General features: G+C 47.1%; 13 protein-coding genes and 1 tRNA gene. 6 read left to right on the plus strand and 8 right to left on the minus strand.

Annotation, left to right across the window (positions count from 1 at the left end; genetic code table 11):
- Positions 1-282: an antibiotic biosynthesis monooxygenase family protein gene (locus tag ACZ45G_RS19425; RefSeq protein WP_464172154.1), complete on the minus strand. Its 282-nt coding sequence runs from the start codon at positions 280-282 to the stop codon at positions 1-3.
- A 150-nt stretch (positions 283-432) separates the two neighbouring features.
- Here ACZ45G_RS19425 and ACZ45G_RS19430 point away from each other — a divergent pair.
- A tRNA-Gln gene (locus ACZ45G_RS19430) sits at positions 433-506 on the plus strand.
- A 148-nt stretch (positions 507-654) separates the two neighbouring features.
- Here the strand turns inward: ACZ45G_RS19430 and ACZ45G_RS19435 are convergent.
- Entirely contained in the window at positions 655-855 is a 201-nt protein-coding gene (locus tag ACZ45G_RS19435) for a hypothetical protein (RefSeq protein WP_464172155.1), read from the minus strand.
- A 187-nt stretch (positions 856-1,042) separates the two neighbouring features.
- Positions 1,043-2,323, minus strand: coding sequence for an MFS transporter (locus tag ACZ45G_RS19440; protein WP_464172156.1), 1,281 nt, complete (start codon positions 2,321-2,323; stop codon positions 1,043-1,045).
- 197 nt (positions 2,324-2,520) lie between these two features.
- Between ACZ45G_RS19440 and nfsA the strand changes: the two genes are divergently transcribed.
- Positions 2,521-3,270: an oxygen-insensitive NADPH nitroreductase gene (gene nfsA, locus ACZ45G_RS19445; RefSeq protein ID WP_464172157.1), complete on the plus strand. Its 750-nt coding sequence runs from the start codon at positions 2,521-2,523 to the stop codon at positions 3,268-3,270.
- Between the two features lie 9 nt (positions 3,271-3,279).
- Positions 3,280-4,761 carry a UvrD-helicase domain-containing protein gene (locus tag ACZ45G_RS19450; protein ID WP_464172158.1) on the plus strand — a complete coding sequence of 494 codons (1,482 nt, stop codon included), beginning with the start codon at positions 3,280-3,282 and terminating at the stop codon, positions 4,759-4,761.
- Here ACZ45G_RS19450 and ACZ45G_RS19455 read toward each other — a convergent pair.
- The 3 genes from ACZ45G_RS19455 to recD2 are packed head-to-tail and all read right to left on the minus strand — an operon-like array spanning position 4,724 to position 7,923.
- Positions 4,724-5,023 carry a YciI family protein gene (locus ACZ45G_RS19455; RefSeq protein WP_464172159.1) on the minus strand — a complete coding sequence of 100 codons (300 nt, stop codon included), beginning with the start codon at positions 5,021-5,023 and terminating at the stop codon, positions 4,724-4,726. The genes ACZ45G_RS19450 and ACZ45G_RS19455 overlap by 38 nt on opposite strands.
- A 24-nt stretch (positions 5,024-5,047) precedes the next feature.
- Positions 5,048-5,308, minus strand: a complete 261-nt coding sequence (locus ACZ45G_RS19460) for a DUF3862 domain-containing protein (RefSeq protein ID WP_464172160.1) — start codon at positions 5,306-5,308, stop codon at positions 5,048-5,050.
- A gap of 59 nt (positions 5,309-5,367) precedes the next feature.
- Positions 5,368-7,923 (minus strand): SF1B family DNA helicase RecD2, encoded by a 2,556-nt coding sequence (gene recD2, locus ACZ45G_RS19465; RefSeq protein WP_464172161.1) that lies wholly within the window; start codon positions 7,921-7,923, stop codon positions 5,368-5,370.
- A gap of 172 nt (positions 7,924-8,095) precedes the next feature.
- On the opposite strand from recD2, the gene ACZ45G_RS19470 reads away from it, so the two are divergent.
- Positions 8,096-9,883: a hypothetical protein gene (locus ACZ45G_RS19470; RefSeq protein WP_464172162.1), complete on the plus strand. Its 1,788-nt coding sequence runs from the start codon at positions 8,096-8,098 to the stop codon at positions 9,881-9,883.
- A gap of 53 nt (positions 9,884-9,936) precedes the next feature.
- Here ACZ45G_RS19470 and ACZ45G_RS19475 read toward each other — a convergent pair whose 3' ends face one another.
- Positions 9,937-10,626, minus strand: coding sequence for a GntR family transcriptional regulator (locus tag ACZ45G_RS19475; RefSeq protein ID WP_464172163.1), 690 nt, complete (start codon positions 10,624-10,626; stop codon positions 9,937-9,939).
- A 206-nt stretch (positions 10,627-10,832) separates the two neighbouring features.
- On the opposite strand from ACZ45G_RS19475, the gene ACZ45G_RS19480 reads away from it, so the two are divergent.
- On the plus strand, positions 10,833-11,948 hold the full coding sequence (locus ACZ45G_RS19480) for a transketolase C-terminal domain-containing protein (protein ID WP_464172164.1): 1,116 nt from the start codon (positions 10,833-10,835) through the stop codon (positions 11,946-11,948).
- Positions 11,941-13,230 carry a thiamine pyrophosphate-dependent enzyme gene (locus ACZ45G_RS19485; RefSeq protein WP_464172165.1) on the plus strand — a complete coding sequence of 430 codons (1,290 nt, stop codon included), beginning with the start codon at positions 11,941-11,943 and terminating at the stop codon, positions 13,228-13,230. Before ACZ45G_RS19480 ends, ACZ45G_RS19485 begins: the two co-directional genes overlap by 8 nt.
- A gap of 253 nt (positions 13,231-13,483) precedes the next feature.
- Here ACZ45G_RS19485 and ACZ45G_RS19490 read toward each other — a convergent pair whose 3' ends face one another.
- Positions 13,484-14,326 (minus strand): metallophosphoesterase family protein, encoded by an 843-nt coding sequence (locus tag ACZ45G_RS19490; RefSeq protein ID WP_464172166.1) that lies wholly within the window; start codon positions 14,324-14,326, stop codon positions 13,484-13,486.
- Between the last annotated feature and the right edge of the window lie 477 nt (positions 14,327-14,803).

The following is a 14,803-nucleotide window of genomic DNA, read 5'->3' on the forward strand; positions in this document are numbered from 1 at the left end:
CTACTCATATATTTCATATCTTGTTTTTGAATTTATCAGGGCATCAATCCGTTCCTGAAGCTCCATCCGAGCTCCACTTATCAGCCATTTTGCCCAATCGTCAATATGTTCCCACTTGCATATCACCAGATGTTCATCCGTTACATCCACCCGCCTCATGGATTCAGCACTCAGGTATCCTTTCTGCTGAACTGCCAGAACAACCAGTTCTTGGTAAATATTTTCAAGAAGCTCCCCGGTATCGGGCGTTATTTTTCTTCTGATCAATACAGTGACTGCCATACCCCACCTCCCGATAAAGCATTGTTTAAAATCCAACCACCGTTTCTGATTGAAAATCTATCATATTTCCCCAAAATTACCAACTTTTCAACCAAAAAAATGGTTGACTCATTTTCAGGTTTAATGTATATACCCAAACGTTAAATATGGTGGGTGATCGTCCAATGGCAGGACTACGGACTCTGACTCCGTCAATTAAGGTTCAAATCCTTATCACCCAGCCACTTAACAGCAACGGGTTTTCAGCTTTTTGGTTGAAAGCCTTTTTTGCTTTGTGGGGTAATTTATGGAATATTCACCTTGGTCAATGCTATCCATGACACGAGGTCCATGGATACGTTTGTTTTCTGTGTCTAATGGAATGTTGGTATTTTAACAGTTCATATTCTTAGAGTTATCAGGATCTATCTGATAGGTCCCATCCAACCGCTCCCACATTTCTTCAAGTTTTTTGTCCAGGACCTCAACGGCTATATCATATTCATTCTGTGTTATTTTACCGGTTTTTAATTTTGATTGAATTAAATACAATTCATTATCATACCATTTATCCGGATCAAAATTATACGTCATAACTATAATCTCCAGAATAATTCAAATGCAAGCCCCACTGCTTCTTTAAAATACCTGTGTGATAGTGGTGTTCAATTATAACAACTTGTTCATGCTTCACCTGCTATCAAACGTATGTTCAATATGCAATCAAAAACGCTACCACTTGTAAAGAAGGCAACCGATTACCTAAAATATTGATCACGGGCTAATTTTTTTTATTCACGGCACCTGAATCCATGGATGATAAAACCATGCTGTTCAACGAAATTTTTCTGGAAGTACGGATGAGGTAAAAAGCTGACACACACCCTGTAGCCAGGAAAAAAGCAGCTCCCATAACAAGTGCCTCGGGCAGCCCGGCCCGGTCCGCCTGAAAACCCAGAAAAGGCCCCAATATGGCAAAGGTCAGCCGGATAATGAGATTTCGGATGGAAAGAACTGTGGCCCGGATCGAAGAAGGGGTGATCTCATTGATCTGGTTTTTCAAAATCGGCGTGGCAAGTCCCCGGATGATATAAAATAAAAACAAAAATGCCAGGGCTCCCAGGCCCCTGGAAATCCCGAGCAAAAAATACCCCGAGGCTATTCCAAGGGCGATGAACAAAATGGTGGCCTCCCGGCCAAGCCATTTTTCAACCCGATATGCCTGCATTGAGACAAATCCGGTTGTCAGATTTAAGAGGGGAATGACAACCCCGTAAAAAGCCAGGGGCAATGACAAAAAAACAAAATAGGGCTGAACAAACCAGGCCATGGTCAATGTGGCCGTCCCGATAACCGATGAATAGAGGATGGTGGATTGCAATCCCCTGTGATCCTTCATTGCAAATCGTATAATCTTAAAGATTTCTTGAAAACCAGATTGGCCCCGGATGCGACCTTGCCCGGGTTCAATCAGGGTCAAGGCGGCCGGAATAGCGGCAAAGGCAATAGCCGTTTGGAAATAAAAGGGGGTGCGAAGGCCCATGAGGGCGATGAGAACCCCGAGAGGAGCTGCCACAGCTTCGGCAAAATTACCCGCAGAAATCAGCCGCCCCTCGATCTTGAGGTAGTCTTTTTCTTTTTTTGCCGCCTGCAGGGTATCATAGAGCAGAGCTGAATCAGAACCGGATATGAAACTCATGCCGATGCCCAGGATAACCTCACAGATTAAAAATCCCCAAAACCCGGTGGAAACACAATACAGAGCAAATCCGAGAAATCCCAGGACACTCCCCAGTACCAGGGAACATTTTCTCCCAAAGATATCACCGAAATATCCCGAAGGCACCTCAAAAAGAACGATGGCAAAGGAATAAATTGCCTTGAGCAAAAAGAGATCCCGGGTGACAAGACCATTCTCCTTGTAAAACAAAAACACAATGGGCATGATCAGCATGAGCCACTTGGACAACTTGATGATGTAAAGCCGGAGGATGTTGGATTGAACGCTTGACCCCATGGAAGTTTCTGCCTGCAAAAAAATGGAAAGAATAACAGATTCCAAATGGAAGGTCCACCCCTGATGAAATCAAGCTTTGCTTGAAACAGATGCTGTAACATGGTAGTTTAAAAAATATCAACTTTTAATCATTCTTTAAAGGAGATACATATGGTGCTGGATCAAAAATATTTTACCGGTGTGGTCTGGCAAAGCATCCATATTCTGAACGCAGAAAAAGAAAAATGGGGGAATCCTGCCATATGAATGCAACCATTGACCTATTATCCAGCCACCGGTCTGTCCGTAGATTTAAGGATAAACCCGTTGAAGACGCCCTGTTTCATACCATTGTCCGGGCTGCTCAGTGTGCGGCCACCTCCAGCCATGTCCAGGCCTATACCATCATCCGGGTTCAAGACAAAGAAAATAGACGACAAATTGCAGCGCTTGCAGGACCCCAGCTCTGGGTGGAACAGGCCCCCATCTTCCTTATTTTCTGTGCCGACCTTACCCGGCTTGAATCTGCCTGTGACCGCCACAAGCTTACAGCTAAAACCGGATGGGCAGAGCAGTTTGTCGTGGCAACCGTGGATACGGCCCTTGTGGCCCAGAACCTGATGGTGGCGGCAGAATCTCTGGGGCTTGGCGGGGTATTTATCGGCGGGATCCGCAATGACCCTCAAACCGTTTGTGAACTCTTAAATATCCCGGATACTGCCTATCCGGTATTTGGCATGTGCCTGGGATATCCGGATCAAACCCCGTCCATCAAACCCCGGCTACCCCTTGATTTGGTGCTAAGAGACGACTCCTTTTTCGGACCGGGATCAAACGAGGAGCGGGCAGACAGCCTGGATGCCTATGACCAGACCTGCAAAGACTATTATTTAAACCGGGATTCCAACCTCAAGGACCAGACCTGGACCCGGCAGATGGCCGATTTCATGAATAAGGTCAGTCGGCCCCACATGAAATCATTTCTCGAAAAAAGAGGCTTTTTTCTCAAATAAGCCGGTGTTATGATTCAGATCACCCAAGAACAAAAAGAGATTATCAACGCGGATCTATCGCCGGGCGAGACCCTCAAAATCATGGCATTTGCCGGCACCGGCAAAACCACCACCCTGGTGGAATATACGAAAAAACGACCCGGGATGCGCTTTTTATATATTGCCTTTAACAAGAGCGTTCAATTGGAGGCCGCCCAAAAATTCCCCCGGAATGTAACGGCCAGAACCACCCATGCCCTGGCCTTCCGGGCCAAGGGATTTAAATACAAGGACCGTCTGGTAAAAGGATTTCGGGCCGGCCAGGTCATGGCAGCCCTGGGGCTTGAACGATATGAGGATGCACGTTATACCATGGACACCCTCTACAAATACCTGACATCGGCAGATCCCAAAGTTTCCCACCACCACATCCCTGTCATGGCAAAAGGATTCTATAAAAAAAATAAAATTGCCATGCCCCCCCTGGTGGACCATGCCAATCTCTTAGGAAGACTCATGTGCGACGGCTCCAACGAGAATATCGGTATGATCCATGACGGATATTTAAAGCTTTATCAATTGTCAAATCCATTCCTCGCCTATGATTGTATTCTTCTGGATGAGGCCCAGGACATCAACCCTGTGACCGCTGCCATTGTCTTTGCCCAGGCACGGCCCCAGGAAAACAGAACCCAAATACCCGCAGCCATCATCCTGGTGGGGGACGGCCATCAGCAAATCTATAGTTTCAGAGGGGCAAAAGACACCCTGAAAAGTTTTTCAGCCGCCAGGACCCACTATCTGACCCAAAGTTTCAGGTTTGACAACAATGTTGCCCGGGTGGCCAACATGATCCTGAAAACCTTTAAACAAGAACCCCGGAAAATTGTGGGCACCCCTGTTCCCGTAAAGCCCCCATGGGACCTAGGACATCATACCATTATCGCACGAACCAATGCCACCCTGTTTGACAGGGCAGTCCGGCTCTACAAACGCCATAAAATCGGGTTTGTGGGCGGGGTGGGCAGTTATCGGCTGACCCTTCTCAAGGATGTCTATTATTTATACACGAAAGATCATTCCCGGATTAAGGATGTCTATGTGAAAAGTTTTGACAGCTTTAGAAAATTACAATCCTATGCCAGGGCAGTGGAAGATTTTGAACTCTCCTCTGTGTGCAAGATGGTTGAACGCTATACCTCAACCATTCCCACCCATGTGAACAAAATCATGGAACAGGCCGTGGAGGGGGACAAGGCGGGAATACTTCTGACAACCGCCCATAAATCAAAGGGGTTGGAATGGTCAAATGTTCTCCTGATGGAGGATTTTCACCCGCTTCTAAAAGAGGGGAAAATCATTGACCCTGCCGGGGTGGACCCGGATGAATTCAACCTGATCTATGTGGCCATGACCCGGGCCATGGTTAATTTAAGATTTGACCGGGCGAGCGATATCCCGCAATTTATACAGCTTAGCTTGAAAAGAGAGGGGGAACCTGGGCCCGGGTGATCTCAATTTTTTCCCAGACCTTGCCCAGGACATAGGGCTCTTTGTCCAGCCATTCTTTTTCCATGGCCTTCCTGGAATCAAATTCACAGATGATCAAAGAGCCTGTCATTTTTTCATCTTCATTTAATATGGCTGCGGCATAGCGCCATTTTTTATTTTCAACCATCTGTTTTGCCATGGCCAGATGGGCTTGCCGGGCTGCCATCCGTCGGTCCAAGGCGCCGTCATCCGTTCCGTCATAACCACTTACAATAAATTGCATGCACTGTTTCTCCACTGTTTAGATTTAAAGCCCCTTCATGGAAGGCAGAATCACCTGGTCACCCATAAAGGTGATGGTGATGTGTTTCTCCTCATTTCCCCATACACATTTTTTTGTTCCAAGGACCTCGTCACATTTATCTGGATTACCGATAATAGCAAGTACTTGTTCGTAATCCATGCCCATTTCTATTTTTCCATAATTTTCCTGGTTTAATTTACTGCATCCAAAAAAAAGCATACCCATCACCAAAATCAACACCACAAGCTTTGCAATTCGTTTCATTTTAATTTTCCATGTCTTTATAGAACGATCATTAAATCTCCATTAGCTACGCTTATACTCTAATTTTTCCCGGTGATCAACAATTCCTGCAAAGCCGTCTGACGCCGACTGATATCCTGGTTCTGGACGGCCATGCCAAGGGCCCTTCTGGTTCCCACAAACACGGCCATTTTTTTTGCCCGTGTGAGCCCGGTATACACCAAATTTCTAAAGAGCATCTTAAAATGCTGGGTCAGCATCGGGAGAATCACAACTTCAAACTCAGAGCCCTGGGATTTGTGAATGGTAATGGCATAGGCCAGGTCCAATTCCATGATGTCGGTCTGTTTATACTGCACCACCCTGTTATCGGGGAAAAATTGCACCGAGCAGGTCAACTCCATGTTGTTGATATCAAGGATGACACCGATATCCCCGTTAAAGACCCCCAGGTCATAATTATTTTTCCGGTGGATCACCCGATCCCCGGTCCGAAATATCCGCTGACCCACCATTAGTTGCTGTTTCCCGGGGTTAAAGGGGTTGGCCGTCTCCTGGATCACCCGGTTTAAATTGATGGTCCCTAATGTTCCCCGGGTCATGGGCGACAGGATCTGGATTTCGGCATGTTTGCCCACATACCTGGGAATCCATTCCATATAAAGTTTTTTAACCACCTCAAGGGCTGTGAGTCCATAATGGAGGGAAGACCAGGGATGGACCTTTTTCACAACGCTCATCAATTCTTCAATCTGGTTTGAAGTTTTGGCAAGCTGATCCAGGTTGACGTGGGCAAATTTAGGGGGGATAGTGATTTCTGTTGCATAGGGGGAGGCGGTATCATTTACCCTGAATTCATAGGGGCTTGTCTCCTGGGCTCCGGTGTCGCTATTTTTATCTCCATTTTTATCTCCATTGGCCAAAAGACGCCCTTGTCCCTCAGATCCAACCGCCTCGTAAAGCTGTTTCACCTTTCCCACAAACCGAATTTGCTCCTGGGTGGCTTCGTCTGAATCCAGAAACAGGCAATCTGTCTCATTCTTCCACACCCTAGGATCCTTGAAAGGAGAATCAATCCATGGCATCTTCCCGGAATTAATTTGGTGGGCATATTTAATGATCAGAGACTCCCGGGCCTGGCGAAAAATTTGGGTAAGGCGAAAACAGACCACCCGGTTGGACCCGATGATATCTTTGAGCACATTGCCCGCCCCCACCGAAGGCAGCTGGTCATAGTCACCGATAAACACCACCTGGCAATTTTGGGGGACAGCCTTGAGAAGGGATGCCGTGAGACTGATATCCAGCATGGAACATTCATCCACCACCAGAAAATCCATCTTAAGCTGTGCCTGCTCATTTTTTTTGAATTTTCCCCCCTGCCACCCCAGGAGCCTGTGGATGGTTTTGGCTTCCCTGCCAATCACCTCTCCCATTCGCTGGGCGGCCCTCCCCGTTGGAGCTGCCAGCAACACCTTTTTGCCCATGGCTTCCAGCAGTTTGACAATGACCCTTGTGGCAGTGGTTTTTCCACACCCGGGTCCGCCCGTAAGAACGGAAAAAGTTTCCCCGGCAATTCCTGTTACGGCATGGGCCTGCTCCCGGCTTAATTCCATTTTTTTTGCCTTGCAAAACAATTGAATCCACCGGTCCATCCGGGCTGCATCCACATCAAAAATCCTGCCCTTTTCCAGGATACGCCGTGCTACATATTGTTCATCAAAATATAAAGATTTTGAATAATAACAGGACTGGATTTCGCCGGTTACCCCCCCAAGCTCCCGCCGCATGAGCAGCCTTTCTTTTTCCATGGAAGAAAGAAGCCCTGAAAGTTTTTCTGAAAGATCCATATCCAGCAGTTCTTTGACCTGTTCATTGATCTGAATCGCCGTAAGATAGCAATGACCGAAATTACGGGCAGCCGCAAGGACGTGGCGAATCCCGGCCATGATCCGCTGGGGACTGTCAGGTGCAAGCCCTATGCTCAATGCCACCTTGTCTGCGGAAAAAAAACCGATCCCGTAAAAATCATTGGCAAGCCGATAAGGGTCCTGGGTTACATGGGCGATGGCCTTATCCCCGTATTCCTTGTATATCCGAACCGCAAAAAGAGTGGAAATCCCGTGGGATTGCAAAAACATCATCACATCCCGGATAGCCCGATGTTCAACCCATGCCCTTGAGATCATTTCAAGTTTTTTTGCGGCAATCCCCGGCACTTCCGTAAGACGCTGGATATCTCCCTCAAAAACATCCAGGGTCTGGCCCTTAAAATGGCGGACTATTTTTTTGGCGGTTTTCGGCCCCACCCCCTTGATAAGGCCCGAGCCGATATAGCGTTCAAGGGCCGATGCCGTAGCAGGTTTCTTCTCTTTAGCAAGGCTTGCCTGGAACTGACGACCGTATTTGGGATGATGGATCCAGGCCCCACAAAACTCCATGGTGGCGCCGGCAAAAACCTTTGTCTGGTGGACCACCACGGTTTCCTGGTTTCCCGGATTATCAAAGGGCTGGACCCTTAAAATAGACCACCCGTTGTCCGGATTGTGAAAGGTGACCCGGTCCACGATTCCTTTGAGTGTTTCTTGAATAACCCCGGTCTGATATTTGCCTTGCTGAATTTGTTCCCGCCCCATTTTTCCATCACCCTTATCATTTTAGACCTGGGCCCACCATATAGCACCCCCTTGGGTTGTACAACTTAATTTTATCCGTTTTACTAGGAACCCCAGGATAAAATCTTGACAGGATTTCCCGGTAAATGGTAGGTGTCAGGTTAAAAAATCATTTTCGTACGAGAGGAAAAAAATGGACTTATCCCCCAGGACACAAGAAAATCTCATCTCCCAATGGGCCTTTGATACCCGGCCCATCCTGGGAAGACTGCATCTATGGCTTGAAGACGTCCAGATTGAATGGATCAAAGGGAAACCCCGGGACCCCATGGCCGGTGCCATCTCATTTGTGGATAACCGGACGGAAAATATGCTGGCCATGACCGCGGCTGTCACGGCTCTTGGGACAAAACTATTTGGCCGCTACGGTGAAGGGGAAGACCTGGATAAAACAGCCCTCAACCAGGTCAAAAAAAATGCCGATGCCATATCTGCCTATGCCATGAGCGAAAGCCTCTGGTACCTGTCCCGGACCCTGCCTGAAAACCATGCCATCATGGTTTGCCTGGGCGAAGGGCTCATGCCCAAGGCCGGGGAAACCATGGAAATGGGGGCCAACCCCCTGCTGGGGTTTGGACGGGTTTATGCCAGACCGGAAGTGGCTAAATTTTTAGATGATTGTATATTAAAACTGATCAATGACCCTGGTTACAAATGGGAAGACTTTAGACGGGCCATTGCCATCAAAGATATTACCGTTTGGGGAGCGGCCATTGACACCCTTGAAAATACCGACCGGTTTGCCAAGGGGGAAGCAACAGGTCCCCTTACCATTCTCCACCTCTTTGATCAGCCCCTGGCCATTACCGACCAATACGAAGGATATATCGGCACCCTGGTTTTGCCCAAAGAAGTTGTGGAAAGAGCAGCAGACGATTCCTTGCTGGTCAATTATTTTACCCCCCGGCACCTTGTAATCAAGGCCATTGCCATGACCTATCACGGTATTAAACCCGAAAACATCCATGTCTGGACCCTCCAGGGCAAACGCCGGGAACCCAGGATTGGAAAAATTTGGGAAGAATGGGAAACGGCCGGTGCCCACCTGGTGGGTGAAAACTGGACATTGCCCACAGGATTTTCCCCCTTTACCGATTCAGGAACCTATGCGCCTACCTTTGCTGTGAAAACCTGGCAGGATGAAAACGCTCAAACCCATCTGTTTCTGGTAGACGGGTATGCCGCATCGGCAGAGGCCATCCAGGCGGCCAGCCTCTCTTCCATCCTGGATCTGGATGTCTCATTGGCGGTTTTTTCCTCTACATTTAGGCTCCCCTATGACAAGGATGCCGCCAGCATGAAACTGGACCCGGAGGCCAATGACTTTTCCCTTTGCCTGACGCAAAAATTTTTCAAAAAAGATCCGGGTGAGGATCTGGTGAATAGTTACCGGGAAAGCATCCGGCAGGCAAGGGATGCCGGCATCCCCCTGAAAAAGAAAACCATTACCGCCGATGACCTGATTGCCGAAAAAAAATGGCAAACCCTTGCCATTGGAGGGTATATGCTCCCGGACCCCTATACCGGTGCCCCGGGTGTTACCCAGATATCTGAAGACACTTATACCGTTACGGTCCGCATGACCTCTGAAAAGGGAGACAAACGAATCACCTTTTCCCTGCGGCTCCTTGAACCCTTTGATCAGAGCAAGCTGGTTTTCACCCCTTTGCTGAACCGATTTCTCAAGGGAGAAGATTTTTTGACCCGGGCTGTAAAGATTTCAGATTCCGGGCGAATCAGAAACGAGCTCCAGACCTTGTGTACCGATGCATTGGAACATTTTGCCGACAGGGTGGTCCTTCGGTTCGAAAAAATTCCCAGGTCGATTATCTCACAGCAAGGACAAAAGACCCTGCGCACCATACTCACCTGGTACAAAAAAAATCACCCCATCTGGTTTGAATGGCTTGAACTGGACTAGTTTGAAACTTCATTCAAGGTATCCCGGAAAAAGCCACCCGGGGTCGCCGTCGGTCAAATGAATTTACTATTTTTTTCCCGGTTTATCCGTTCTATACTGAGGATGGCATGTTTTTTTACATTTGAAATATGCTGACCCAAAACCTTTTGTGCCTGTTCAAAATTGCCGGCATCAATATCTTCGTATAATTGGATATGCTCAGCATCCACGGTTTCCATGGGAGTGACAAATAAAATATTGCCTCGGTATTTCAAATACAAAAGATCGAACAGGGATTTTAAGGTATTGATCTGGAGTTGATTCCCGGATAATGTTGCCAGAGTCAGATGAAATTCCATATCCTTTAAAAGCCGGTCCTTGAGATAGATATCCCTCACCGCATCCAGATGGTTGTCCAGGGCTTTTTTTAAGGTTTTCATCCCCTTTTTGGTGATCGCTGCAATGGTTTTAGGAAGCAAAGAGACCTCTATAAGCTCTCGGAACTCATAGATTTCAGTAATCTCTTTCAGACTGATGTTTTCCGTATAATATCCCCGATTGGGTTCATGGCGTACCAACCCCTGGAATTCCAGCCGTTTCAAGGCCTGAATAATCGGCGTGGTGCTCATTTTCAACCTCTGGGCCAGATCTCCATAGGAAATTTTTTGACCCGGAATAATCTCGTTGAGAAAAAACATACGCCGGATACCCATGTAGGCTTCATGGGTGAAATCTTCCTTGGTTTTTTTCTTTTTAGTTCCCATGGAGCCGTAAGTTATACCAAGACTTTTACAAAATCAATTAAAATGTTAATAAAAAAAAAGCCTGCAAAAGAGTTATATGACTGAATTTCATTCATTAATTGCTTGACAAGCAAGGAAACAGACGCTAATAAGACAAGATTTTTAATCAGATTTTTAATCAGATTAAAGGACAAAATAAAAAAGAGACAACCTCAAGGAGAATAAAAATGGCGTTATCATTTATGGAAGGCAATGAAGCCGTTGCCAGGGGGGCCATGGCAGCAGGGTGTAATTTCTTTGCCGGTTACCCCATCACACCCGCCACCACCATATTCAACAATATGCTTAAAATGCTGCCACCCACAGGAGGAATCTGCATCCAGGGAGAAGACGAAATAGCCTCCATGGGGTATTGCATCGGTGCTGCCATGGCCGGGAAAAAAGTATTGACCGCCACCTCGGGACCGGGCATCAGCCTCTATTCAGAGCAGATTTCCTTTGCCATAGGAAGTGAAATCCCCATGGTCATTGCTGATGTTCAGCGATTGGGACCTTCCACCGGATCTGCCACAAGGGGGGCAGATGCCGACATCCAATTTTTAAGATGGGGATCCACCGCAGGAGTGCCCGTCATTGTTCTGGCTCCCAGGGACGCTCTGGACTGTTATGTCCTGACCATCCAGGCCTTTAATTATGCAGAGGAATTTCGCTGCCCGGTATTCATCGCCTCCAACAAGGAAATCGGCATGACCAAGGAAAGCTTTGACCTCGCTTGTGTCACCCTGCCCCCCCTGGTTGAGCGGACCCTTTATGAAGGAGATCAGTATCTCCCCTTTGAAGCAGATCCCGATAAAGCCCCCCCCTTTCTTCCCATTGGTGGCAAAACACTGGTCCGACAGACCTCCTCCACCCATGGGCCGGACGGGTTTATCACCATTGATCCTAAGGTCATCGCTGCCAACCAGCAGCGGTTGAGGACCAAACTCCATGCGGCCCGGGAACGTATTTCCCTGTATGAAGAAAATATCATCCCCGATACCGACACCCTGGTTATAAGCTACGGCATCACCTCCCGGGCAGTAGAGGATGCCGCCAAAATGCTGGCCCAAAAGGGGTATCCCGTCTCCACCTTGTCTTTAAAAACCCTGTACCCGGTACCGGAGCAAGCAATCCTGAAGGCAGCCGCCAATTTCAAACGGGTGGTGGTGATTGAAATGAACCTGGGACAATATGTCAATGACATCAGACGGATTCTTTCCGGCAAACAAGTAGATTTTTACGGCCAGATGGACGGGGTGATGATCCCACCGGCCAAGATTATGGAGGTCATCAAAAATGGATAGTTTTTTAAATAAAAGCCGCCCCCTGGTTTTCTGCCCCGGGTGTACCCATGAAAGAATCACCAAAGGGTTGGACAAGACCCTGATCGACATGGGCCTAACGGCCGACAAAACCGTTATTGTTACCGACATCGGCTGTTCCGGTCTCTTTGACACTTTTTTCAATGTTCATGCCCTCCACGGCGTACATGGAAGGGCCCTGACCTATGCGGCCGGCCTGAAGCTTGCCGACCCGACGCTTACGGTCATCGTCACCATGGGAGACGGGGGACTTGGCATCGGCGGTGCCCATGTGCTGGCTGCCTGCCGAAAAAACCTGGACCTCACCCTGATCATCCTCAACAACTTTAATTTCGGCATGACCGGTGGTCAATATTCCGCCACCACTCCCAGCGATGCCGTGGTGGGGTCTGAATTTCTCAACCAGGCGGAAATCCCCATTGATATCTGTGCGATTGCCAAAAGTGCCGGTGCCACCTATGTATCCAAATGTTCCGGCCATGATCCAGCCCTTCCTGACGAACTGGCAAAAGCCATCCGGCACAAGGGATTTTCCGTTGTGGAAACCCTGGGGATGTGCACCGGCCGCTACACCAAGCGCAACAATCTGACCCCCAAGGTCATTGACGAAATGATAGCCAATCAGCCGGTTGAAGGCGGTGTGGTTGAAGGAAACCAGCGGCCTGAATACGGGGAGCTCTACCGAAAACTGGCCGGGGAAAAGACCCAATTCCCAGAAGCCCTGACCATTGAGCGATCATTTAATCTTGTGGCCCCCCGGCGCCAGGAAGTGGTCATCTTAGGGAGTGCCGGCATGCGAATTGTCACGGCCGGAGATATTGTCTGCTATGCCGGCATCGCATCCGGCATGAACGTATCCATCAAAAATGACTACAATATCACCGTCCTCCGGGGCCAGTCGGTTTCAGAAATTCTTTTGTCCCCGGAAAAAATCGGGTACACAGGGATCGAATCTCCCACCGTGGTCATGGCCCTGAGCGATGAAGGGGTACAGCGGCGACAAAAAATATTTAAAACCCTTGCGCCGACCACCGTTGTGCTCAAGGAAAAAAGTGTGGACATTCCTGAAACAACCGCCCGGGTGATAGAGATTGATTTCAAAGAATTAAAAATCAAACGTACGGACTGGGCCCTGGCATCACTTGGAGTCCTGGCAGAAAAAGAAATCTTGTTTTCAAAGGAAATACTGGCCTTTGCCCTTAAATCCCGATTCAATGAAAAGGTCTATGATCTGGCCATGGAAACCATTGAAAAAATGTATTAACTCATAATGTCCTTAAAAATTTCTCCGGCCTGCTCGGTAATGGGATGACAGGCCGGAGACTCTTTTGGAAATCTGCTTTAATTTAAGGCAGATACAATCACCCACAGATGGAGAAGAAAACCTCTCAAGGTCAGCACAGCAGAAATGATCAAACTTACAATTGATCTGCTTAACAATTGCAGGCCCTACAAAAATCACATACTAATTATACGAATGATGAGATTTGAAGAATTATTTTTTTATTACGGATACCTTAATCTCTCTTTCCCGTACCATGGCCATGCCGTTTCATTTCCATGGTGTTTGTGTCTATTAAAACAAAAACAGGGTGCATACCGCCTTGCCCGGGTTGAACACAAATAGTTTCCCCCAAGGGAGCTTTCCAGATCCCGCTCATTATATACGATTCATGGATATGGCCATGGAGTGACAACAAGGGCTGTTCATCTAAGATAAAATCAAAAACAGCTTTAGACGCTGGCCTATTTCTATTAGAACAAACATCCAGGCCCAGGCCTGCAGGAGGCATATGGATAACATATACCGCTTTTTTCATGTCTTTTGGCCGGGGTAAGGCCTTCAGTTCATCCTCAATGGTAGGAAGGGATTGAGCCAATGAAACCCAATCTTCTATATTATCCAGGCCACCTTCTGAAGAAAAACAGCCAGGCCCATTTTGAAGAGGAAAGACAAAACCTTTTTTGTCCATCCGGCACCGATCTTTAAGTTCAAAAGGATAGTCAGACACATAGTTCATGCCAATGAACTCAAGACTGCCTATTTCAAATTTTCTTTGGGCAATATTATGGATAAACTCAAATTGATTGCAGGCCTGATCAAACTGATCGTCATAAATTCTCAGATCATCGTTACCCATACAACATAGATAATGGATGCCAGCCTTTTCAATCTTGGGAAAATATTCTCTTTCAAGGTTTTTGATAAACCTGGGTTGCCGCTTAAAAATAGGATTGATTTTAGGCAGCAAATCACCACCGTTGATAATCATATCTACCTTATGTTCAACAGCCTTTTCCCATGTCAAATTGTAATAGTGCTGGTTTCCATGGAGGTCAGTTGTATATAGTATTTTCATTTTTTCCCGCTTAAAAGTTGGTTTCAATATCCAAACTTGGGCGTCTCAAATACAGATAATATTCTAACAGATTCAAATTTTCAACTCTATATATTACCTGATTTTGCGGGAAGCCTTTCCAGGGAGGTACCAATGTAATAAGTTGATTTTCGGCAGGCCAAATACAAGTCTTCTCCATCGGAATCTACAAACAATTACTGAAAATATAGAAGATCCTATCATTTTGAAAAATCATAAATAGGATTGGTATTCTTAACAATAGAAGGCCCGGTGAATGTTTAGGATAGGATACTAATTGTTGACTGCGAATTTTTACATTTTAGGGGTTGGAATCATCATGACTATGAATACTGTGTCGTTGGTTGGATAGTCAAAACAGGGGATAAGTATTCGTTCTTAACCTCAAGAATACTTCCAATTGATATAAAAGGAGGCTTAATTCACTGTCCAAAATATCGGGGAGGCTCACCTTTAAAA

Source organism: Desulfoconvexum algidum (genome assembly GCF_055382125.1).

What these genes read in the sequence shown, in the direction of transcription:
- ACZ45G_RS19425 (WP_464172154.1), bottom strand. Translation starts at nt 282, where the DNA reads ATGGCAGTCACTGTATTGATCAGAAGAAAAATAACGCCCGATACCGGG.
- ACZ45G_RS19435 (WP_464172155.1), bottom strand. Translation starts at nt 855, where the DNA reads ATGACGTATAATTTTGATCCGGATAAATGGTATGATAATGAATTGTAT.
- nfsA (WP_464172157.1), top strand. Translation starts at nt 2,521, where the DNA reads ATGAATGCAACCATTGACCTATTATCCAGCCACCGGTCTGTCCGTAGA.
- ACZ45G_RS19450 (WP_464172158.1), top strand. Translation starts at nt 3,280, where the DNA reads ATGATTCAGATCACCCAAGAACAAAAAGAGATTATCAACGCGGATCTA.
- ACZ45G_RS19455 (WP_464172159.1), bottom strand. Translation starts at nt 5,023, where the DNA reads ATGCAATTTATTGTAAGTGGTTATGACGGAACGGATGACGGCGCCTTG.
- ACZ45G_RS19460 (WP_464172160.1), bottom strand. Translation starts at nt 5,308, where the DNA reads ATGAAACGAATTGCAAAGCTTGTGGTGTTGATTTTGGTGATGGGTATG.
- recD2 (WP_464172161.1), bottom strand. Translation starts at nt 7,923, where the DNA reads ATGGGGCGGGAACAAATTCAGCAAGGCAAATATCAGACCGGGGTTATT.
- ACZ45G_RS19470 (WP_464172162.1), top strand. Translation starts at nt 8,096, where the DNA reads ATGGACTTATCCCCCAGGACACAAGAAAATCTCATCTCCCAATGGGCC.
- ACZ45G_RS19475 (WP_464172163.1), bottom strand. Translation starts at nt 10,626, where the DNA reads ATGGGAACTAAAAAGAAAAAAACCAAGGAAGATTTCACCCATGAAGCC.
- ACZ45G_RS19480 (WP_464172164.1), top strand. Translation starts at nt 10,833, where the DNA reads ATGGCGTTATCATTTATGGAAGGCAATGAAGCCGTTGCCAGGGGGGCC.
- ACZ45G_RS19485 (WP_464172165.1), top strand. Translation starts at nt 11,941, where the DNA reads ATGGATAGTTTTTTAAATAAAAGCCGCCCCCTGGTTTTCTGCCCCGGG.
- ACZ45G_RS19490 (WP_464172166.1), bottom strand. Translation starts at nt 14,326, where the DNA reads ATGAAAATACTATATACAACTGACCTCCATGGAAACCAGCACTATTAC.